This window comes from Hydrogenophaga sp. (assembly GCF_041913525.1).
In the GTDB taxonomy this organism is placed as follows: domain Bacteria; phylum Pseudomonadota; class Gammaproteobacteria; order Burkholderiales; family Burkholderiaceae_C; genus Hydrogenophaga.
This window is the reverse complement of sequence record NZ_JAYSFD010000001.1, coordinates 458,925-479,978: the sequence shown is the minus strand read 5'-3', so window position 1 is coordinate 479,978 and position 21,054 is coordinate 458,925. Positions and strand designations below refer to the sequence as shown.

Sequence of the window (21,054 nt, the reverse complement as noted above, 5' to 3'; positions counted from 1 at the left end):
CATGGCCCGCGCCCTCACCCACCCCGACCTGGTGCTGCGGCCCTTTCCCGAGCGGGCCGAGCGCGCCAGCGGCTGGCTGGACCGCACCGCCGACGGCCTGCTCGCCCGCACCCTGGGCCAGGCCCAGGCCTGGTGGCTGCGCTCGGCCCCGCGCCACCGCCCACTGCTGCAGGCGGTGCACGAACAAGCCCCGCCGGCCCAAGCCCTGAGCGACGCCGAGCTGCGCCAGCGCCTGGCCGCCCTGCGCCCCGTGCTGCGCCGCGAAGGCTTTGCGCCCGGCCCCACCGCCCAGGCCTTTGCCCTGCTGCGCGAGGCCAGCGGCCGCACCCTGGGCCGGCGCCATTTCGACACCCAGATGATGGGCGCCTGGGGCCTGCTGCAAGGCCGGCTGGTGGAAATGGCCACCGGCGAGGGCAAGACCCTCACCGCCGCCCTGGCCGCCACCACCGCCGCCCTGGCCGGCCACCCGGTGCACGTGATCACGGTGAACGACTACCTGGCCCAGCGCGACGCCGACACCATGGCCCCGCTGTTCCGCTTTGCCGGGCTCGACGTGGGCGCCGTGGTGCAAGACCTCTCACCCGCGCAGCGGCGCGCCGCCTACGCCCAGCCCATCACTTACTGCACCAACAAAGACCTGGCCTTTGACTACCTGCGCGACCGCGTGGCCCTGGGCGAACGCCATGGCCCGCTGCACCGCCAGCTGCAGCGCCTGGGCGGCCAGGGCGGAGACGAGCTGATCCAGCGCGGTCTGCACTTCGCCATCGTGGACGAGGCCGACAGCGTGTTCATCGACGAGGCGCGCACCCCGCTCATCCTCTCGGCCACCGTGCCCGGCGACGACATGGCCGAGCGCTGCGAGCAGGCCCTGGCCCTGGCGCACGCGCTGCAGCCGAACGAGCACTACCGACTCGATGCCGCCATGCACTTCGTGCAGCTCACCCCGGCCGGCATCGAGCGCGTGGCCGAGTTCGCCGAGGGCCTGGGCGGCGTATGGACCTCACGCCGGGGGCGCGAGGAAATCGTGCGCCAGGCCCTCTCGGCCCTGCACCTGTTCCGGCTGGACGAGCACTACGTGATCGTGGAGGGCAAGGTGCAGATCGTGGACGAGTCCACCGGCCGCGTGCTGCCCGACCGCAGCTGGGAGCGCGGCCTGCACCAGATGATCGAAACCAAGGAGGGCTGCGAGCTCACCGGCGAGCGCCGCACCCTCTCGCGCATCACCTACCAGCGCTTGTTCCGCCGCTACCTGGTGCTCAGCGGCATGACCGGCACCGCCCGCGAGGTAGCACCCGAATTGCGCGCGGTGTATGGCCTCTCGGTGGTGCCCATTCCGCTGCACAAGCCCTCGCTGCGCACCGTGGCCGCGCCGCGCGCCTTCGCCACGCTAGACGAAAAATGGCAGGCCGTGGCCGAGGAGGTGCGGCGCGTGGCGCGCGAGGAAGGCCGCCCGGTGCTCATCGGCACCCGCTCGGTGAAGGCGTCAGAGGCCATCAGCGCGGTGCTGCGCGGCCTGGGCCTGCCGCACGCCCTGCTCAACGCCAAGCAAGACCGCGACGAGGCCGAGATCGTGGCCCAGGCCGGCCAGCCCGGGCGCATCACCGTGGCCACCAACATGGCCGGGCGCGGCACCGACATCCTGCTGCCGCCCGAGGTGCTGGCGCGCGGCGGCCTGCATGTGATCCTCACCGAATACCACGAGACCCAGCGCGTGGACCGCCAGCTCTTTGGCCGCTGTGCCCGCCAGGGCGACCCCGGCAGCTGCGCGGCCCTGGTCTCGCTGGAAGACGACCTCTTCACCACCCACGCGCCCTGGGCCACCCAGGCCGCGCGCTGGCGCCTGGCCAGCGGCCAGGCCCTGAGCCCCCGCGCCATCGACACCCTGCGCCGCGTGGCACAGGCCCACGCCCAGCGCCTGCACGCCCAGGTGCGCCTGCACACCTTCAAACAAGACCAGCAGCTCGACCAGCTCTTGTCGTTTTCCGGGAGCACGCCATGAACCGCCCCACCCTTCTCGCGCTGGCCGCCCTGAGCCTGGGCCACGCCAGCGCCCACGCCCAAACACAGGCCCAGCCCGCCGGCTTCGACTGCCTGATCGAGCCCTCGCAGGTGGTGGAAATTCGCAGCGCCGTGGAAGGCCTGATCCAGCGCGTGCACGTGCAGCGCGGCGACGACGTAAAGGCCGGCCAGGTGGTGGTGGAGCTTGACGCCTCGCTGGAGCGCTCGGCCGCCGCCGTGGCCCGCTACCGCGCCCAGGCTGAGGGCCGCATTCAGGCCTCGCGCAACCGCGCCGACTACGCGCAGCGCAAGGTCAAGCGCGCCGACGACCTGGCCAGCAACAGCTTCATCTCGGCCCAGGCCCGCGAAGAAACCGACACCGAGCGCCGCCTGGCCGAGGCCGAGCTGAAAGAGGCCCAGGAAAACCAGGAACTCGCCCGCCTGGAGCACCAGCGCGCGCTCGACCAACTGGCCCAGAAAACCCTGCGCAGCCCCTTCAACGGCGTGGTGGTGGACCGCATGCTCAACCCCGGCGACCTGGCCGAGGCCGGCAACGGTCGCAAGCCCATCCTGAAGCTGGCCAAGATGGACCCGCTGCGCGTGGAAGTGGTGCTGCCCCTGGCCACCTTCGGCCACATCAAGAGCGGCACCAAGGCCCGCGTGCGCACCGAACACGGCCAAGACCTGGACGCCCGCGTGCAGGTGGTGGACCGGGTGTTCGACGCCGCCAGCGGCACCTACGGCGTGCGGCTGGACCTGCCCAACCCCCAAGGCAACATTCCCGCCGGCCTGCGCTGCCGGGTGGAATTCCCGGGGCTGGCGAAACTGGCCGACGCGCGGGCAGCGGGGCGCTGACGCCGCCCGGCACGGCTCAGATCTCGACCTCGTCCACCGCGTAGCGGAACAACCAGTCGTAGCGCTCGTGCACCTTGGCCGCTGACCACTCACGGTCAACGTAGGCGGCGGCACCCTCGGCGTCGGCCAATGCCGGGTTGTGGAAGCGCCGCCCGTTTTCGGTGGAGCGCCGCACGATTTCCGAGGTGCGCTCGATGCGCAACTGCTCGTAGCGCCCAAAGGCCCGTGGCAGGTCGGTGGGCCAATGGTCTACGCAGCGCGCCAGCACAAAGCCGTCTTCAATGGCCATCACCGCGCCCTGGGCCAGGAAGGGAAGCGTGGGGTGGCAGGCGTCGCCCAGCAAGGTGGCACGGCCTTGTGACCACTTGGCCAGCGGCTCACGGCCCATCAAGGCCCACTTGAAGGGCACCTCCAGGCACTCGATCATGGTGTGCACGTCGTCGTGCCAGCCAGCGAAGTCGCGGTGGCATTCCTCGTGGGTGCCACGTTCGGTCCACGACTCCACCTGCCAGTCGCTGCGCTCGACGATGCCCACGAAGTTCACCAACTGCCCGCCGCGCAAGGGGTAATGAATGACGTGGGCGCCGGGGCCCACCCAGTTGCTGCCCACCGGGCGGCGCAGGGCCTCGGGCAGCTTGGCCACCGGGATCACGCCACGCCAGGCCACACAGCCGGAGAACACCGGCCGATCGGCCCCGTGCAACTGGCCACGCGTCTTGGAGTGCACGCCGTCGGCCCCCACCAGCGCTGCGCCGCGCACCTGGCGGCCGTCGGCCAACGCCACGGTCACGCCCTGCTCGTCTTGCGCAAACGAGGCCACGCTGGCCCCCAGCACGATGGCCTGCGGCGACAGGGCCTTGACCGCGTTGGCCAGGGCGGCGTGCAGGTCGGGCCGGTAGATCATGAAGTAGGGGAAGCCGTAGGTCTGCACCGCCGAGGCGCCCAGGTCAAACAGCTTCCAGGTCTGGCCGGTGCTCCACAGGCGCACTTCTTTGGCCGAGGGTTCGCTGGCCACGGCGCGAATGGCGGGCTCCAGGCCCAGGCCAAAGAGCGCGCGCAAGGCGTTGGGGCTGAGCTGCAGCCCGGCGCCTACCTCGCGCAGCTCGGCGGCCTGCTCGAACACGCGCACGTCAACGCCGCGCTGCAACAGGGCCAGGGCCGCCGTCAGGCCCCCGATGCCGCCACCGGCGATCAGGATGGGTTCCGATGTCTTGCTCATGTGCGGCATCAATCCAGGCTAATCGACTTGTCTTTGATGATGCGGCGCCATTTGCTGCTCTCGGCGCTCACGCGCTGCGCCAGCGCCTGCGGGGTGGAGGCCTCGGGCGTGAACTGGGCCTTGCCGAACTGCTCCAGCACCGCCGTGTCGGACAAGGCCTTGCGCGTCATTTCGTTGAGCCGCGTGACCACCGCCGCCGGCGTGCCACGGGGCGCGAACAGGGCGAACCAGGTGCTGGCCTCCAGACCGGAGAGCCCGCTTTCCTGCAGGGTGGGCACATCGGGCAGCTCGGCCAGGCGGCGGGCGCTGGTGACGGCCAGGGGGCGCAGGCGGCCCGCCTTGAACATGGGCAGGGGCGCGGTGGGGGTGTCGAACATCATCTGCACCTCGCCGCCCAGCAGGCCGGTCATGGCCGGCGCGGCGCCCTTGTAGGGCACGTGCTGGGCCTTGATGCCCGCGGCGTCCAGGAACATCTCGGTCATGAGGTGCGGCGAACTGCCCTGCCCCGGCGAGCCGAAGTTGAAGGTGTCGGGCTGGGCCTTGGCCTTGGCCAGCAGGTCGGCCACGGTCTTGATGGGCGAGCTCGCGCTGACGAACAGCACATAGGGCTGCGAGGCCACCAGGCTCACCGGCGCGAACGAGTCCAGCCCGTCAAAGGTGAGCTTGGTGTAGAGGTTAGGCGCCATGGCGTTGGAGCTGAGGCCGCCCCACAACAGGGTGTAGCCATCGGGGGTGGCCCGCGCCACGCGCGCCGCGCCAATGGTGGTGCCCGCGCCGGGCACGTTCTCCACCACGAAACTGCCGCCGGTCTGCTTCTGCAGGGCCTGCGCCATCAGGCGGGCGCTGGCGTCGGTGGCGCCACCGGCCGCGTAGGGCACCACGATGGTCACCGGGCGCTCCGGGTATTCCGCCAGGGCCGAGCCGACGCCGGCCAACAAGGCCAGGCCAATGGCCACCGAGCGCAGACGCGCGGGAAGTTGACTCCACATGTTCATGTCTCCTTATTGGGTATCGAAATGAGCGATTGAACCGAATGCGGCCTCACAATACAAATGAATATATTTTGTTATTTCACATTCATTGCTTATGAATTTGACGCAACGCCAGATGCAGGCCTTTCTGGCCGTGGCCCGGCTGCGGCACTTCACGCGCGCGGCCGAACAACTGCACATCACCCAGGCGGGCCTGAGCGCCATGATGAAAGACCTGGAGGCCCAGCTCGACTGCCGGCTGTTCGACCGCACCACGCGCTCGGTCTCGCTCACCGAAGAAGGCCAGCAACTGGTGCCGGTGGCCGACCGGCTGGTCACCGAGCTGCAGGCCGTGCGCGACGCCATTCACCACGTGAGCTTCAAGGCCCGGTCGGTGCTCACCGTGGGCGTGACGCCCATGGTGGCCGCCAGCGTGATGCCCGAGACCGCCAAGGCCTTCGCAGCCCTGCACCCCGAGGTGGCCCTGAAGGTGCGCGACATTGACCGCCAGGCCATCCAGGACGGCGTGGCCACCGGTGCCATCGACGTGGGCTTTGGCGCCTTCTTCCGGCCCGCCTCGGGCATCGAGCGCCGGCCGATTGCTGTGTTCCGCCTGATGCAGTTCAGCGCCAGCGCACGCGCCAGCACGGGCAAGGGCTCGGCGCGGCTGCGCAAGCTGCGCTGGGCCGACCTGGGCGACGAGCCCCTGCTGGCCCTGCACCGGGCCAACCCCATTCAAGCGCTGATCGATGAGCACCTGCACCGTGTCGGTCAGGGTGGGCGCGCACGCACCGAGCTGGAGAACATTCAGACCCTGCTGGCCATGGCCGAGGCGGGCCTGGGCAGCGCCATCCTGCCGTCTTTCGTGCGGCCGGCGGCGCGCCGGCTGGCCCTGGCCGAGCACCTGCTGGTGGAGCCCGAGGTGCCTGTGAGCTACTACCAGATCACGCGCAAGGGCAAGCCACCCGCGCCCGCGGTGCAGGCCCTGGCCCAGGCCTTGCAGGCAGCGCTGGGTGGGGGCCCACAAGACGCCTCCCCTCGCCAGGCCAAGGCCTAAGCCTAGCGCGACGCGAGATCGGAAAAGCCCACCCGGTTCCATTCGATGGCGCGCTTGCGCCAGTGCGTCTCGATGGCCTGGGTGAAGTCAGCCCGCACTAGCTTGGCCCGAGCCTCACACCATTGGGCAGACTCGCGGCGGATGACCACGCCTTCGAGCGAACCTTGCCGATAGCGGCTGGGGGTGGTGGCCACCAGGCGCTTCAGATCATCGACCGACTGTCGCCCCCTGGCCACCTGGGGCACGGTGACCAAGCCCCCGCTCTCGGCCAGGGCGTTGCGGCGCGAGGTGCACCAGAAACGCTCGGCGCGGCGGTCGTACACGTCAAACAGCAGAAACCAGTCGGGCAAGGCGGCGTAGTCGAGTGAGTGGCGCGCGGCGCACCACTCGCCAAACAGCATGAGGTCAGGCGTGAGCACGCTGCGCAGCGACTCGCCGTGCTGGGCCAGCCAAGCAGGCAAGCGGGCAAACTGCCCCGCATGGGGCTCAACCAAATATTGCCCACGGTTCTGCGCTCGCAAGCTGCCATCCGAGGCAAGGGAGAAGCCGAGATTGGCGCCATCGAGCTTCTCTTCCACGACCACGTCGTCAGCCAGCAGGGCCTTCGCTTCGGAAGGTGACAGCACCTTGTCGTCGCGCGGCGAATCCTGGCCCAGCCAGGCCAGGTGTGGGGTGTGGGGAAAACGAAAGAAGTCGGAATTCATGACCTTCAGCCCGGCAGTTGGGGGGCCGGCTTTTTGGGGAACTTCTTGACGTAGAACGCGCAAGCATCATCCGGACACAAAAACTCAACCTCGACACCCTTCGCCTTCAACGCAGGCCACCAATCGAGCCACTTGCAGTCTGCCGCCTGCCAGATGACGGGCTTGTCCGGATGGGCGTTTGCCACCGCAACGAACTTTCGGTCGGGGACGTCAAACTGGAGTTCAAGTGCCGGATCAGGGAACTCGAGAAAACAGTCGTTTGCGGTATCGGTCAGCGTCACCTGCTCGACACGGGCTGAATTTTCCCCGGCTTGGCGCAGCAGCCACTTCAAGAAGACATCGCCAACACCCTTGGGTGGATTGAGGCGGGTCTTGTTCTGGTACTCGCCCAAGATGCGAAAAGCATCGTCGATCACCGCAACCCCATCCTGCTGCAGGAACAGCAATCGGGTGACGCATTCGGTCACGCACTCAGTAGATACATCGGCGTGCTGGCCATTGGCCACCAACAGCACGTTGGTGTCGATCACCACCTTCACCGGACACCACCTTGCTCGCGCATCTCTTGCTTGCGCCGCATGGCCGCCAAGGTGCGTCCGGCGATGTCGGCCATCTCGTCGCCAAAAAAGTTCTCCGGCCAGTTCTCAATGTCGCCGAACATGTTCAAACGCAGCGGCTCCAATTCGGTTGCGGAACCCGCTCGGCGGCAAAAGTAGACCGCCACGTCTTCTGGCGCAACAGCGCCCTCGGCCACCCGACGCTGCAAGCGGTTCAGGAAATGTTCTGAATGGCTCTCGACGATCAACTGCACATCGCGAGGTTTGCCACCCTCTCGGGCCTGTGTGGCAGAAATGAAGACGTCAGCCAGTTCGGCCTGGACTTGCGGGTGCAAATGGATTTCGGGTTGCTCCATCCAAACTGTGGAGTGCGGCGGGCAATAGAAAGCCTGCACCAAGGCTGGTAACACCTGAGAAATACCAAAGCCGACGTCGGTGATCTTCACCTCGGGCGCCTTGGAATGGGTTTTCACCAACACCTCATATTCCTTGCGGCCCTCCGCCACCGGGCGCACTGCAAAGTCGTGGATAACGCCGAGGTCTTTGAGCCAGGCCGCAATGAACTCGCCAAAGCCCTTGGTGTGATGCCCGACCTGACGATTGAGGCGTCGGCCTTCACCCTGAGCAGCCAGGATGGCGGCCACCGCGTATTCACCCATCTGCCCAACGCTGGCCGGCGTATCGCCTGACCACTGGTAGATGCGCTTGGGATGACTGCGCAGAGGCCCCAGGTAGGAAATGCGCTCCAGCATTGCTTCGGTGGCCAGCGCAAAATCCGCCATGAAGCCCGCGTTCTTGTAGCGGGCCATGCTGGTGTCAGACAAACGATAGAACTTCTCCGGTTCTTCCAGTGGCCATTTGCGCCCATCGGCCATCTTGAAGCCGTATTGGGCAGACGTAAGGTTGAGCTTGCGCTTGTCGTCCCGATTGAGCGTGACGTCGAGCACTTCGTGCTCGCCTGAGGTCAAGGCATAGCGCATGGCCTGAACCTCAGGCTGCTGCGCCTTGTTGGCCGACAGCGTCACGTCCAGGCGCATGCGATCACCCTGATAACGGGTTTCAACCTGCAAGGGATCACGAACCTCCATGGATTTGGGCAGCGTCCAACCAAGCTCAAAAGACAGCGCCTGCTTCAGATCGTGCCCATGCAGGCAATCGGTGAAAGTGCCCAAGTCAATCAGCGACGAGGTATCCCCCAGATGCAACGCGCGCTTGCGATCCGTCGAGCGCGCCGTTTGCTGCAAGGCCAACAGCAGGTGGCCCAGGCTGCTCTTGCCCGCGCTGTTGGCGCCGAAGATCACGGTGAGCGGCGCCAGGCGAATCGGCCCGGTGTCTTTCCAGGCTTTGAAGTTTTTGATGTGCAAATGGTTGAGCATCGGTACCGCTTTCCGTCGTTCGATTGCATCGATGAGGGGTGCGATCGCCCTTTTTGAAAGCGACCTAAGCCTCTCAGACCCCCTTGAACTCTAACGGACTGGGGCGGCCAATCGCCGTCGCACTTGGAATGGGGTTTCGATCCGCTTCCGAGGCAACCACTACCGGTACTAGGTACAGGATATGTACCGAACTGTTGGGTTGCGCTTGAGGGCTTCAGGCAAGACGAACAAACCAAATGTGGATGCAAGAGCCACCCTACCCACACGCCCCCAGAAACCCACAGGCCGTGCACTGCTCGCAGCCGTCTTTGCGGATCACGGCGTGCGCGCCGCATTCCGGGCAGGGGCGGCCGGCCATGAGGCCGGGCGCCGGGGTGGGCGCGGCCTCGGCTTGTGCGGCGGGTTCGCCGCGCTCGCCGCGTCGGCGGGCCAGGATGTTCTGCACGGCGTAGGCAATGGCGGCCACTTCCGATTCGTGCCAGCGCGGCACCTGGGTGCCGTCTTCCTTCACCAGGTGGCCCAGGCGCACGGGGCCTCGGTCCCAGGCGACCTTGCGCATGTCGCTGAGCGCGCGCTCCAGAAAGCCGCCGCGCGCGGCCAGTGAGAGCAGGCGCATGCTGGAGGTGATCCACTGCTGCGATTCGCCGTGCTGGCCCACCGGCATGAAGAACTCGATGGCGCGCTCGGCGGTGCCGCCGTCGGCCAGCGGCACAGGCAGAAAAGAAACCACCAGGTACGAGGTCTTGTGGCCTTCGTGCGTCCAGTACTCGATCTTCTCGGCCACGGCGTTGAGCGCGCCCTTGGGCCGGCTTTCGATGACGGCGCGCATCGGGTCGGGCGCGGGGCCGGCGTGGGTGGCCGCTGGCGTGGGCGTGGTCTGCAGCACCGCGCCCAGGATGGCGTTGGGCCGGTAGGTGGCCAGGCCTTTTAGGCCGGCACGCCAGGCGCGGCGGTAGAGGTCCTGGAAGTCTTCGTAGGGGCAGTCGGCCGGCACGTTCACCGTCTTGGAGATGGAGGTGTCGATGTAGGGCTGCACCGCGGCCATCATGGCGATGTGCTCGTCGGCCCCCATCTCCAGCGCCGACACGAACCACTGGGGCAGTTGGACCACGTCGCCGCCGCGCTCGCGCCACAGGCGCCAGGCGTGGTCGGCCACCTCGTACTCGCGGGTGCCGCCATCGGCCTCGCGCTTCTTGCGGGTGTAGGTCCAGGCGAAGGCGGGCTCGATGCCGTTGGAGGCGTTGTCGGCAAAGGCCAGGCTCACGGTGCCGGTGGGCGCAATCGACAGCAGGTGGCTGTTGCGAATGCCGTGTTCGCGAATGGCGGCTTTCAGCGGCTCGGGCAGGCGGCTGGCGAAGGTGCCGCTCTCCAGGTAAGTGCTGGCCTCGAACAAGGGGAAGGCGCCCTTCTCTTTCGCCAGGGCCACCGAGGCGGCATAGGCCGCGTCGCGCATGCGCTCGGCGATGCGCCGCGCCATCTCGCAGCCCTCGGGCCGGTCGTAGCGCAGGCGCAGCAGGGTGAGCGTGTTGCCCAGGCCGGTGAAGCCCACGCCAATGCGGCGCTTGGCCTGCGCCTCGCGCTGCTGCTCGGGCAGTGGCCAGAAGGTGAGGTCCAGCACGTTGTCGAGCGCGCGCACCTGGGTGGCCACGGCCTGGCCGAAGGCCTCGAAATCGAAGCAGGGCTCGCCGTCCAACCCGAAGGGGTGGCGCACAAAGCGCGGCAGGATGATGGGCCCCAGGTCGCAGCAGCCGTAGGGTGGCAGGGGCTGCTCGCCGCAGGGGTTGGTGGCGGTGATGGTCTCGATGGCGCGCAGGTTGTTGTCGCGCTGGATGGCGTCGATGAACAGAATGCCGGGTTCGGCGAAGTCGTAGGCCGAGCGCATCACCGTGTCCCACAGGGCGCGGGCCTTCACCGTTTCATACACCCACTGGCCATCGGCGCGCTGGTGGGCGCCGGCGCGCAGGCGCTCTTCGCCCGGCGCAGCCACGTGCGCCAACTGCCAGTCACCGTCTTGCTCCAGCGCGGTGAAGAAGGCGTCGGGCACGGCCACCGACACGTTGAAGTTGTTCCACCGCCCGGGCGTGCGCTTGGCGGTGATGAACTCGCGCACATCGGGGTGGTCGATGCGCAGCACGCCCATCTGCGCCCCGCGCCGCGCGCCCGCGCTTTCCACCGTGGCGCACGATTGGTCAAACACATTGATGTAGCTGCACGGCCCCGAGGCGGTGGAGCCGGTGCCTTTCACGCGCGCGCCGCGCGGGCGGATGCGCGAGAAGTCGTAGCCCACGCCGCCGCCGCGGCGCATGGTCTCGGCGGCCTCGCGCAGGGCCTCGTAGATGCCGGGGAAGCCGGCCTCGTCGCGGCCCTGGATGCAGTCGCCCACGGGCTGGACAAAGCAGTTGATGAGGGTGGCCTGCAGGTCGGTGCCGGCCGCGCTCATGATGCGGCCCGCGCCAATGGCGCCCGCCGCCAGGTTGTCGCGGAACACGCGCTGCCAGTGCTCGCGCTGCTCGGGCGCTTCCACCGAGGCCAGGGCACGCGCCACGCGGTCGTAAAGCTCGTCGATGCCCTGCTCCCCGTTCTTGAGGTACTTCTCGCGCAACACGTCCAGGCTGATGCCCTGGGGCGCGGGCTCGGGGGTGGGGGGCACGGGCAGGTCGCGGTTCATGAAGCATCTCCAACGAAGACCACAGCGTAGGCCAGCGCCCATGGTAGGTTGTGTGCAACCGGATGGCGAGCAGGGGCTTGAAGGCTGGTGACAGGCGGGCGGCCTAGCATGGCACCCATGCCCACCTCCCTTCCCGGTTTTTCTTCTCCCGGCGCCAGCACCGAGGCGCCGCTGGAAATGCTGGCCGCCTGCCACGGCCGCATCGAGCGCCAGTGCGAGACCTTGCAGCGCCTGCTGCCCCATGTGCAGGCCCATGGGGCCGATGCGGCGGCCCAGCAGGCCGCGCGCGCGGTGATGCGCTATTTCGACAGCGCCGCCGTGCACCACCACGAAGACGAAGAGCAAGACCTCTTCCCCGCCCTGCGCGAGGCCATGGCCGGCTCGGACGCGGTGTGCATCCGCGAATTGACCGACGGCCTGGTGCAAGACCACCGGCGCCTGGAAGGCCTGTGGCGCGCGCTGCGCGCCGCGCTGGACGCACTGGCCGAGGGTAGCGCGCAGGTGCTGGACGAGGCCGTGGTGGGCGACTTCATGGCCGCCTACGCGGCCCACATGGCGCGCGAGGACACCGAGCTGCTGCCCATGGCCGCGCGCCTGCTGGACGACGCCACGCTGGCCCGCATCGGGCAGGCCATGCGAGAGCGGCGCGGCATTCCTGCGCCCTGAACCGGCGGTGGATCAGCGCTTGGCCTCGGCCGGCGGCGGCGCGGGGAAGTCAATCACGGGCGTGCTCACCGCCTGGCCTGGCGGCACCCAGGCCGGCGCGGGCTGGCCCGCAGGACCGGCGGCGCGCACGTAGCGGTAGATGGCGCGCAGGTCTTCGTCGGCCATGTCGCGCAGGCCGAACCAGGGCATGGGCGGGCGCATCTGCAGGTGGCGGGCGCGGTCCATCCACTCTTTCTCGGTGATCTGGGCCATGTATAGCCGCAGGTTGGTGGGGTAGGTCACGCCCCAGGGACCACGCCAGCCCAGGCTGTCGCCGGTGAGCCATTGCGCTTCGGGAATGGCACCCGCGTTCAGGCCATAGCCGGCGGTGTGGCAGTCGTTGCAGCCATTGGTTTTCACGAGGTAGCGCCCCAGGGCCACCGGGTCGCTGGCGGGGGGACGGCGCTTGGGCGGGGCATCGGCGGCCATGGCGGGCAAGGCCAGCGCCAGACAGAGGGCGGCGGCGGCGCTGCGCAGCGCGCCGCCCGGAAAGTGCTTGTGCATGGTGTTCTCCTCCAGAAAAGCGCTGGAGTCTAGGAACTGGCTCTTCGGCGTGTTCTTAAAACTTCCCTAACCAGCACGCTAACTGTCAGTACACAAAAAGATCGCGTCATTGACTCATTGCACTCGATTGATCGGATCAATGGAGTCAGAAGAAAAAACTCATTTGAACGAATGGCATCGCTGCGCTGGAATGCGGTGTTGGTTCACGGTTCAGGAGGTTCTGCATGGAAACACGCACGCTCGACCACCCGCTGGACACCGCCCCCAAGGCCAGGGGTTCGGCGCAACGCTACCTGCAAGGGTTGCTGGACACCGCCGATGTGCGCCTGAACGGACAACGCCCCTGGGACATTCGGCTGCTGCACCCCGGTGTGCCCGAGCGGGTGCTGGCCCAAGGCAGCCTTGGCCTGGGCGAGGCCTACATGGACGGCTGGTGGGAATGCGATCGGCTGGACCAGCTCTTTGACCGCCTGTTGCGTGCGCGCATTGACCGGCACATTCACCCGTGGACCCTGGCCTGGCACCACCTGCGCGCGCGCTGGCTGAACCTGCAGACCGAGCGACGCGCCTGGCAGGTAGGCCGCGAGCACTACGACCTGGGCAACGATTTTTACGCCGCCATGCTCGACAGCCGCATGACCTACACCTGCGGCTTCTGGCAGCGCGCGCGCACGCTGGACGAGGCGCAGGAACACAAGCTCGACCTGGTGTGCCGCAAGCTGGGCCTGGAGCCAGGCATGCGGGTGCTGGACATTGGTTGCGGCTGGGGCAGCTTCATGAAGTTCGCGGCCGAGCGTTACCAGGTGCAGTGCGTGGGCGTGACGATCTCGGCCGAGCAGGCGGCACTGGGGCGCGAGCGCTGCGCGGGGCTGCCGGTGGAGTTCCGCCTGACCGACTACCGCTCGCTCAACCAGCGTTTTGACCGCATCGTGAGCCTAGGCATGTTCGAGCACGTGGGGCAGAAAAACCACGAGACCTACCTCGACGTGGCGCGGCGCTGCCTGGTGGACGATGGCCTGATCCTGCTGCACACCATCGGGCGCAACGAAACCGGGCACGGCACCGACCCCTGGATTCACCGCTACATCTTCCCCAACGGCGAGCTGCCCACCATCGCGCAGATTGGCCGCGCCTGCGAGAACCGCTTCGTGGTGGAAGACCTGCACAACTTCGGTGCCGACTACGACCGCACCCTCATGGCCTGGCACGCCAATGTGGAGGCGGCCTGGCCACGCTTCGCCGACACCCTGGGCGAGCGCTTTCACCGCATGTGGCGCTACTACCTGCTGATGTGCGCCGGCGCCTTCCGCGCGCGCGACATCCAGCTCTGGCAATGGGTGCTGGCCAAGCCCGGGCGGCCGGGGGTGTACCAGCGCCTGGCGAGCTGAGGCAAGCGGCGTTCAGGGCAGGCGCAGGGCGTCGCGCTGGCAGTCTTCTAGCAGGCGCTGCACGGTGTGCACGGCGTCGCGAATCTTGAAGGGGCGCAGCAGGATGCGGCGCACGCCGAGATCGCGCAGGGCGTGCGCGGTGTCCGTGTCGCACCCCTGCGCCATCACCGCCACGGGGGCGTCGGCACGCGTGGGCCAGGCACCTGCGCGCAGGCGTCGCAACAGAGCCAACCCGTTGGCGGCCTCATCCATGGAAATCAGCAGGCCATCAAAGACCTGCTCGGCCAGGCGCTGCTCGGCCATCGCCACGCTGCTGGCTTGCGCCATCTGGGCCAGCTCCAAGTCTCGGCACACGGCGCAAAGCGTGCCGCGCACCAGCGAGTCCGGCTCCATCACCAACAGCTCGCTCTCTGGTGGACGGGAGCTTAGGAACATGCCGTCACCTTGGGGGCAACCAGCTGCTCCACCACCAGATCGCGCAAGGCATTGAGCACCGCGTGATCGAGTCGGTCAAACTCACGCGGCCGTGTGTCGAGCACACACAAGGTGCCCACCGCTTCACCACCGCGCAGCAGCAGCGGTGCGCCAGCGTAGAAGCGCACGCGGGGTTCGTGTTGCACCAGGGGGTTGTCGAAGAAACGCGGGTCCAGCAGCGTGTCGGGCACCAACAATCCGTCCGGGCGCAAGATGGCGTGCCCGCAAAAGGAAACGTCGCGCGAGGTCTCGCACACGCTCAGGCCGCGCACGGCCTTGAACCACTGCCGATCCGCATCGACCAGTGAAATGGCGGCCATGGGCACGTCGAACTCACTGACCGCGAAATCCACGATGCGCTCGAAGCGCTGCTCGGGCGGGGTATCAAGAATGAGCAAAGCGCGCAGCGCCTGCAGGCGTTGCGCCTCATGGCGGGCGTAGGCGGGAGCGATCACAAAGTGGACAGTCAGAAAAGCCGATAACTGGGGGGTGTATCGGCATGCAGTGCAAGCACTTGAGTGCGCAACAAGCCGCATCACGGATGCCCACCTTGGTGGTCGGGCATTTGCGCGCAGGCCGTGCAAGCGGCGTCAAGGCGGTCTCCAATTGGCGCCCAGAGCGCGGCCAGCCACGCGTCCATGAAACGCCCATGACCCCCTACCTGCTGATTCTCAAAACCGGCGACACCTTCGCCGACATGGCCCGCGAACTGGGCGACTTTGAAGACTGGATTCGCCGTGGCCTGCAAGACCCGCCGCGAGAAGTGCGCGTGCTCGATGCCCGCAGCGCCAGCGCCCTGCCTTCGCTGGACGAACTGGCCGGCGTGCTGATCACCGGCTCGCACCACATGGTGAGCCACCGAGCGCCCTGGAGCGAAGCCCTGGCGCAGTGGCTGGCCCAGGCGGTGCGGGCAGATGTGCCGGTGCTGGGCATCTGCTACGGCCACCAGTTGCTGGCCCACGCCATGGGGGGCGAGGTGGACGACCACCCGCAAGGCCTGGAGGTGGGCACCGTGCCCATCTGCCTGGACGAGCAGGCACAAGACGACCCACTGCTGGGCGGCCTGCCCGTGACGTTTCTGGGGCAAATGGTGCACCAGCAATCGGTGCGCCGCCTGCCACCGGGCGCGGTGCGCCTGGCCCACAGCGCGCACGAGCCCCACGCGGCGTTCCGCGTGGGCCGACGGGCCTGGGGCGTGCAGTTCCACCCCGAGTTCAGCCCGGCGGCCATGTGCGGCTACATCGCCCACCTGAGCGAAGAACTGCGCCACCAGGGTGCCGACCCGCAGGCCATGCGCGAAGCGGTGAAGGCCACCGATTGGGCGGCAGCCCTGCTGGTGCGCTTCGGGCGGCTGAGCTGCAAGCGCGCAGCGCCTGGCGATGCCGCTGCATATGCCAACGGCCGATAAGCTCATGACAACTCGGTCGTTCACAACTTAAACGCACACGGGCAGACTGCGCGGTTTCATCGACCCCCCCTCGTCATGCCCCACTCCACCGCCCACATCCGCCTCCGCCTGAGCGCGCTCGCCATCACCGGCCTGCTGCCCCTGCTCTCGCTGCCCGCCCACGCCACCAACGGCTACTTCCAGCACGGCATTGGCATCAAGGCCCAGGGCCTGGCCGGCGTGGGCATTGCCCTGCCGCAAGACGCACTGGCCGGCGCCACCAACCCGGCGGGCATCGCCGCCGTGGGGCACCGGGCCGACGTGGGCCTCACGCTGTTTGCGCCCCGGCGCAGCGCCAGCCTCACGGGCAACGCCTTCGGACCAGACGAGTCGTTCAGCGGCGACGGCAAAAAAACCTTTGCCATTCCTGAATTCGGCTACGTGCGCCCCATCAACGCGCAAACCTCGGTGGGCCTGGCCGTGTATGGCAACGGCGGCATGAACACCGACTATGCGCAAAGCCCGTACAGCCGCTTTGCTGGCCCGGGTGAGGCCGGCATCAACCTGGAGCAGCTCTTCATCTCGCCCTCGGTGGCCTACAAGGTGAACGACACCCACACCGTGGGCGCGGCCCTCACCGTGGCCCACCAGCGCTTCAAGGCCAAGGGCATCGGCTTTTTTGGCGGCTTCTCGGCCTTCCCTGGCAACGTGAGCGACCAGGGCATCGACCGCACCACCGGCGCCGGCATCCGCCTGGGCTGGACCGGCCAGATCACGCCCGAGCTGCGCCTGGGCGCCACCTGGGCCTCCAAGATCAATGGCCGCTTTGACCGCTACAAGGGCCTGTTCGCCGACGGCGGCGGCTTTGACGTGCCCGAGAACTTCGGCGTGGGCCTGGCCTGGCAGGCCAGCAGCGCCCTCACCCTGGCGGCCGATGTGCAGCACATCCGCTACAGCAAGGTGGGCTCGGTGGGCAACAGCTCGGCCAGCGTGTTCGCGGGCCAGCCCCTGGGCTCGGCCGGCGGCCCCGGCTTTGGCTGGCGCGACCAGACCGTGCTCAAGCTCGGCGCGCAATACCAGGTGAACGAGAAGCTCACCCTGCGCGGCGGCGTGAGCGTGGCCGACCAGGTGATTCCGCCCAGCCAGACCTTCTTCAACATCCTGGCCCCGGGCACGGTGCAGACCCACCTGACGCTGGGTGCCACCTGGAAGCTGGCTGGTGGTGGCGAACTCAGCGGCTTTGCGGCCCACGCCGTGGGCAAAACCGTGCGCGGCAGTGGCTCGGTGCCGCCGGGCTTCCCGCCCGCCGGCCTGGGTGGCGGCGAGGCCAACGTGGGCCTGCGCGAAAACATCATTGGCGTCGCCTACGGCTGGTCGTTCTGACCCTGGCCACGCCAACGGGCCTACGATGGGGGGTATGCAGTCCCTCATCGACCACCCTCCCCGCTTCCTCTTCTTCACCGGCAAAGGTGGCGTGGGCAAGACCTCGCTGGCCTGCGCCACCGCGCTCAAGCTGGCCGACGCCGGCCGGCGCGTGCTGCTGGTGAGCACCGACCCAGCCTCCAACCTCGACGAGATGCTGGGCCTGGCGCTGAGCGACCACCCGCGCGACGTGCCGGGCGCCCCTGGCCTGCAGGCCATGAACATCGACCCCGACGCCGCGGCCGAGGCCTACCGCGGCCGCGTGCTGGCCCAACTGCCCAGCCAGGCCAGCGACACCGAGCGGCGGACGGTGCGCGAGCAGCTATCGGGCGCCTGCACCACCGAGATCGCCGCCTTCGACGAGTTCGTGGGCCTGCTGGCCGCCCCGGCCACCGGGCACGACCACGTGGTGTTTGACACCGCGCCCACCGGCCACACGCTGCGCCTGCTCAGCCTGCCCAAGGCCTGGACCGGCTTTCTGGAAGGCAACGACCGCGGGGCCTCGTGCCTGGGCCCGCACTCGGGCCTGAAGATGCAGGAAGCCCGTTTTCGCGCCGGCCTGCAGGCCTTGAGCGACCCGGCGCAAACCGCCATCGTGCTGGTCACGCGGGCCGACAAGGCCGCGCTGCGCGAGGCGGCCCGCACGCACGAAGAATTGCGGCACCTGGGCCTGCACCAGCAGCGCCTGGTGGTGAACGCGGTGTTCACGGCCAGCGTGCCAGACGACCCCCTGGCCCAGGCCCTGGAGCGGGCCGGGCGCGAGGCGCTGGACACCATGCCCCCTTCGCTCAAGGCCCTGCCCACCGACCAGGTGCCGCTGCGCGCCAACGACATGGTGGGGCTTGACGCGCTGCGCGCCCTGCTCGACCCCGCCCCGCCATCCAGCCCCACCGCGATCGTTGCCCCTGGCATGCCACCCGACGTGCAGCCCCTGGCGGCGCTGGTGGACGCCCTGGCGCAGCAAGACCGGGGCCTGATCATGGTGATGGGCAAGGGCGGCGTGGGCAAAACCACCATCGCCGCCGCCCTGGCCGTGGCACTGGCCCGGCGGGGAAAAACGGTGCACCTGTCCACCACCGACCCGGCCGCCCACCTGGCGAGCACCGTGGAAGGCCAGGTGCCGGGGCTGGAAGTGGGGTGCATCGACCCGGCCGTGGAGACCCAGCGCTACATCGACAAAGTGATGGCCAGCAAGGGCAAAGACCTGGACGAGGCCGGCCGCGCCCTGCTGCTGGAAGACCTGCGCTCGCCCTGCACCGAAGAGGTGGCCGTGTTCCACGCCTTTTCGCGCACGGTGAACGAAGCGCGCAGCGCCTTCGTGGTGCTCGACACCGCGCCCACCGGCCACACCCTGCTGCTGATGGACGCCACCGGCGCCTACCACCGCCAGATGGCCCGCGCCTTCGAAGGCGCCGCGCGCATGGTGACGCCACTGATGCGCCTGCAAGACCCGGACTACACCCGCATCGTGCTGGTGACGCTGCCCGAGGTGACGCCCGTTTCCGAGGCGGCGGCCCTGCAAGAAGACCTGCGCCGCGCCCGCATCGAGCCCTATGCCTGGGTGGTCAACCGCAGCCTGCTGGCCAGCGGCAGCCGCGAGCCGGTGCTGGCCGCGCGCATGGCGGGCGAGGCGCGGCAGTTTGAGCGGGTCACGGGCGGGCTGGCCCAGCGGGTGTATGGCGTGCCGTGGTGCGTGCAGGCCCCGGTGGGGGTGGACGCCCTGGCCGCGCTCAGCGCCTGATCGCCCACGAAAAAGCCCGCTGGGTTTGACACCAGCGGGCTTTTCTTGATCAAGGGGCCTGGCCCCTGGCCGCTCAGTCGAGCGAGATCTTTTGCTTCTGGATGAGCGCGTGCCAGCGCACCACCTCGCTGCGGATCAGGTCGCTGTATTCCTTGGGGGTGCTGGCCACGGGCTCAATGCCGAAGTCGATCAGCTTCTGGCGCACGGCCGGGGTGTTGATGGCGGTGGCGATCTGCTTCTGCAGGGTGTTCACCACCTCGGCCGGGGTACCGGCCGGGGCCACCACGCCCACCTGGGCGGCGGCCTCCACGCCCTTGAAGCCGAGTTCGGCGAAGGTGGGCACGTCGGGCAACTGGGCCAGGCGCGTGGGGTTGGCCACGGCCAGCGGGCGGATCTTGCCGCTCTTGATGAAGGCCGCACCGGCGGCGAGGTCCACCATCATGGCGGACACCTGGCCACCGGCCAGGTCGGCCAGGGCGGGGGCGGCACCGCGGTAAGGAATGTGCACCAGGTGCAGGCCGGCGTTCACCTTCAGCAGCTCCATGGCCAGATGGTGCGGGCTGCCCGCGCCGGCCGAGCCGTAGTTGATGCGACCGGGCTGCGCCTTGGCCTTGGCCACGAAGTCTTTGGCGTCCTTGGCGTCAGAGCCCGGGCCCACCACCAGGATCATGGGGAACTTGCCCATGAGGGTGACCGGGGTCAGGTCTTTGTCGGGGTTGTAGGGGAGCTTGGCGTACAGCGCGCTGTTGAACACCATGGTGCCGTTGTCGGCCGACAGGATGGTGTAGCCATCGGCCGGGGCGCGGGCCACTTCGGCGGCGGCGATGGAGGTGTTGCCGCCCGGCTTGTTGTCCACCAGGATGGTCTGGTTCACCTGGCTGGCCAGTTGCTGGCCAATGGTGCGGGCCAGGAAGTCAGAGCCACCACCGGCCGGGTAAGGCACCACCCAACGGACGTTCTTGGCGGGGAAAGCCTGGGCTTGGGCCAGGCCAGCGGTGCCCAGCAGGGCGGGCAGGGCCAGCAAAGCGGCCACGCAACGGCGGTTCAGCATCAGAGAAGCTCCTCTTGTTGGATTCACGCGGGGACAAACCCGAATTCGTAATCGTACTACGCAAAACGTAAACTGCCGGCTGGTGTTTCCCCTTAAGCTCTGCGCCCATGACCGACGCCCCCACCAAGCCCCGAACCGACCGCCGCCAGCGCGTGCAATCCGCCGAGACCGGCGTGGCCATCCTCAAGGCCCTGGCCCGCCTGGGCGGGGCCGCCAGCCTCACCGCCATCGCCAAAGAGGTGGACGAGAGCACGGCCAAGGTGCACCGCTACCTGAGCAGCCTGGTGCAAGAAGGCATGGTGGCGCAGAACCCCAGCACGCAGCACTACCACCTGGGCGCCGAGGCCATTCAGATCGGCCTGGCCGCGCTGCGCCAGAGCGACCCGATCCGCCTGGGTGAGTCGGCCCTGGTGCGCCTGCGCGAATCGCTGGGCGTGACCTGCTTCCTGGCGGTGATGGGCAACAAAGGTCCCACCGTGCTGCGCATCGAAGAACCCACCCTGCCCGTGACGGTGAACATGCGCGCCGGCACGGTGATGCCGGTGCTGTGGTCGGCCACGGGGCAGGTGTTCCTGGCCCATTCAGACGACCCCACGCTGCGGCGCCTGGCGCAAGAAGAGTTTGACCAGGCCCCGGCCGAGCAGCGCGCCCACCTGGCCGGGCCCGAGCCCATCGGGCGCCTGTGCCGCCAGGTACGAGACCTGGGCGCCGCCGTGGTGCACGACACCATGCTCATGGGCATCAGCGCCGTGGCCGCGCCCATTTTTGACGCCAACGGCCACCCGCGCGCCGCCCTCACCGCCCTGGGCGCCAGCAGCGGCTTTGACACGCGCCCCGGCGGGCGCATCTGCCCCGAGGTGATCCGCGAGGCAGCCGCCATCAGCGCGGCCATGGGCTTTGCCGCCCCGGTGGCCCCACCCGAATTGACCCGGGCCTGAAGGCCCGATTCCCCCTTCGCCGCCCTGCTTCGACGCCTC

The 21,054-nt window shown here is 68.6% G+C and carries 19 protein-coding genes; 9 read left to right on the top strand and 10 right to left on the bottom strand.

Translation table 11 applies throughout. From position 1 onward, the window contains the following. Position 1: 1 nt before the first annotated feature. A complete protein-coding gene (locus ACE3RQ_RS02290; protein WP_374519485.1) occupies positions 2-1,999 on the top strand; it encodes a preprotein translocase subunit SecA in 1,998 nt (665 codons plus the stop codon). Then, positions 1,996-2,853: an efflux RND transporter periplasmic adaptor subunit gene (locus tag ACE3RQ_RS02285; protein WP_374519483.1), complete on the top strand. Its 858-nt coding sequence runs from the start codon at positions 1,996-1,998 to the stop codon at positions 2,851-2,853. Before ACE3RQ_RS02290 ends, ACE3RQ_RS02285 begins: the two co-directional genes overlap by 4 nt. Before the next feature lie 16 nt (positions 2,854-2,869). Here the strand turns inward: ACE3RQ_RS02285 and ACE3RQ_RS02280 are convergent, their stop codons facing one another. Both ACE3RQ_RS02280 and ACE3RQ_RS02275 read right to left on the bottom strand, forming a co-directional pair. Continuing rightward, a complete protein-coding gene (locus ACE3RQ_RS02280; protein ID WP_374519482.1) occupies positions 2,870-4,072 on the bottom strand; it encodes an FAD-dependent monooxygenase in 1,203 nt (400 codons plus the stop codon). A gap of 8 nt (positions 4,073-4,080) precedes the next feature. After that, complete coding sequence (locus ACE3RQ_RS02275) at positions 4,081-5,061, bottom strand: Bug family tripartite tricarboxylate transporter substrate binding protein (RefSeq protein ID WP_374519481.1); 981 nt, start codon at positions 5,059-5,061, stop codon at positions 4,081-4,083. A 97-nt stretch (positions 5,062-5,158) separates the two neighbouring features. On the opposite strand from ACE3RQ_RS02275, the gene ACE3RQ_RS02270 reads away from it, so the two are divergent. After that, complete coding sequence (locus tag ACE3RQ_RS02270) at positions 5,159-6,100, top strand: LysR family transcriptional regulator (RefSeq protein ID WP_374519479.1); 942 nt, start codon at positions 5,159-5,161, stop codon at positions 6,098-6,100. Positions 6,101-6,102: 2 nt separating this feature from the next. Here the strand turns inward: ACE3RQ_RS02270 and ACE3RQ_RS02265 are convergent, their stop codons facing one another. From ACE3RQ_RS02265 to ACE3RQ_RS02250, 4 genes are all read right to left on the bottom strand, one after another. Further along, complete coding sequence (locus tag ACE3RQ_RS02265) at positions 6,103-6,804, bottom strand: RNA ligase family protein (RefSeq protein WP_374519477.1); 702 nt, start codon at positions 6,802-6,804, stop codon at positions 6,103-6,105. A gap of 5 nt (positions 6,805-6,809) precedes the next feature. Beyond that, positions 6,810-7,334, bottom strand: a complete 525-nt coding sequence (locus ACE3RQ_RS02260; protein ID WP_374519475.1) for a hypothetical protein — start codon at positions 7,332-7,334, stop codon at positions 6,810-6,812. Positions 7,335-7,339: 5 nt separating this feature from the next. Continuing rightward, entirely contained in the window at positions 7,340-8,737 is a 1,398-nt protein-coding gene (locus tag ACE3RQ_RS02255; protein WP_374519473.1) for a DUF3696 domain-containing protein, read from the bottom strand. 256 nt (positions 8,738-8,993) lie between these two features. Then, positions 8,994-11,405 (bottom strand): adenosylcobalamin-dependent ribonucleoside-diphosphate reductase, encoded by a 2,412-nt coding sequence (locus tag ACE3RQ_RS02250; RefSeq protein ID WP_374519471.1) that lies wholly within the window; start codon positions 11,403-11,405, stop codon positions 8,994-8,996. 117 nt (positions 11,406-11,522) lie between these two features. Here ACE3RQ_RS02250 and ACE3RQ_RS02245 point away from each other — a divergent pair, with 117 nt between their 5' ends. Next, positions 11,523-12,071 (top strand): hemerythrin domain-containing protein, encoded by a 549-nt coding sequence (locus ACE3RQ_RS02245; RefSeq protein ID WP_374519470.1) that lies wholly within the window; start codon positions 11,523-11,525, stop codon positions 12,069-12,071. Positions 12,072-12,083: 12 nt separating this feature from the next. Here the strand turns inward: ACE3RQ_RS02245 and ACE3RQ_RS02240 are convergent, their stop codons facing one another. After that, positions 12,084-12,614 (bottom strand): c-type cytochrome, encoded by a 531-nt coding sequence (locus ACE3RQ_RS02240; protein ID WP_374519468.1) that lies wholly within the window; start codon positions 12,612-12,614, stop codon positions 12,084-12,086. Between the two features lie 224 nt (positions 12,615-12,838). Here ACE3RQ_RS02240 and cfa point away from each other — a divergent pair, with 224 nt between their 5' ends. Next, positions 12,839-14,002 carry a cyclopropane fatty acyl phospholipid synthase gene (gene cfa / locus ACE3RQ_RS02235; RefSeq protein ID WP_374519466.1) on the top strand — a complete coding sequence of 388 codons (1,164 nt, stop codon included), beginning with the start codon at positions 12,839-12,841 and terminating at the stop codon, positions 14,000-14,002. A gap of 12 nt (positions 14,003-14,014) precedes the next feature. On the opposite strand, the gene ACE3RQ_RS02230 is transcribed toward cfa, so the two are convergent. Together ACE3RQ_RS02230 and ACE3RQ_RS02225 are read right to left on the bottom strand one after the other, a co-directional pair. Then, positions 14,015-14,437 carry a histidine kinase gene (locus ACE3RQ_RS02230; RefSeq protein ID WP_374519464.1) on the bottom strand — a complete coding sequence of 141 codons (423 nt, stop codon included), beginning with the start codon at positions 14,435-14,437 and terminating at the stop codon, positions 14,015-14,017. Beyond that, positions 14,428-14,931 (bottom strand): GAF domain-containing protein, encoded by a 504-nt coding sequence (locus tag ACE3RQ_RS02225; protein ID WP_374519462.1) that lies wholly within the window; start codon positions 14,929-14,931, stop codon positions 14,428-14,430. The genes ACE3RQ_RS02230 and ACE3RQ_RS02225 overlap by 10 nt, the downstream gene beginning before the upstream one ends. Before the next feature lie 194 nt (positions 14,932-15,125). On the opposite strand from ACE3RQ_RS02225, the gene ACE3RQ_RS02220 reads away from it, so the two are divergent. The 3 genes from ACE3RQ_RS02220 (at position 15,126) to arsA (ending at position 19,026) form a co-directional block, all read left to right on the top strand. Next, a complete protein-coding gene (locus ACE3RQ_RS02220; protein ID WP_374519461.1) occupies positions 15,126-15,884 on the top strand; it encodes a glutamine amidotransferase in 759 nt (252 codons plus the stop codon). A gap of 75 nt (positions 15,885-15,959) precedes the next feature. Continuing rightward, the gene (locus ACE3RQ_RS02215; RefSeq protein ID WP_374519459.1) at positions 15,960-17,246 is read left to right on the top strand and encodes an OmpP1/FadL family transporter; all 1,287 of its coding nucleotides are present in this window, start codon (positions 15,960-15,962) and stop codon (positions 17,244-17,246) included. 34 nt (positions 17,247-17,280) lie between these two features. Beyond that, a complete protein-coding gene (gene arsA / locus ACE3RQ_RS02210; protein ID WP_374519457.1) occupies positions 17,281-19,026 on the top strand; it encodes an arsenical pump-driving ATPase in 1,746 nt (581 codons plus the stop codon). Between the two features lie 73 nt (positions 19,027-19,099). Here the strand turns inward: arsA and ACE3RQ_RS02205 are convergent, their stop codons facing one another. Further along, the gene (locus ACE3RQ_RS02205; protein WP_374519455.1) at positions 19,100-20,077 is read right to left on the bottom strand and encodes a Bug family tripartite tricarboxylate transporter substrate binding protein; all 978 of its coding nucleotides are present in this window, start codon (positions 20,075-20,077) and stop codon (positions 19,100-19,102) included. Between the two features lie 107 nt (positions 20,078-20,184). Between ACE3RQ_RS02205 and ACE3RQ_RS02200 the strand changes: the two genes are divergently transcribed. Next, the gene (locus ACE3RQ_RS02200; protein WP_374519453.1) at positions 20,185-21,015 is read left to right on the top strand and encodes an IclR family transcriptional regulator; all 831 of its coding nucleotides are present in this window, start codon (positions 20,185-20,187) and stop codon (positions 21,013-21,015) included. Positions 21,016-21,054: the final 39 nt, after the last annotated feature.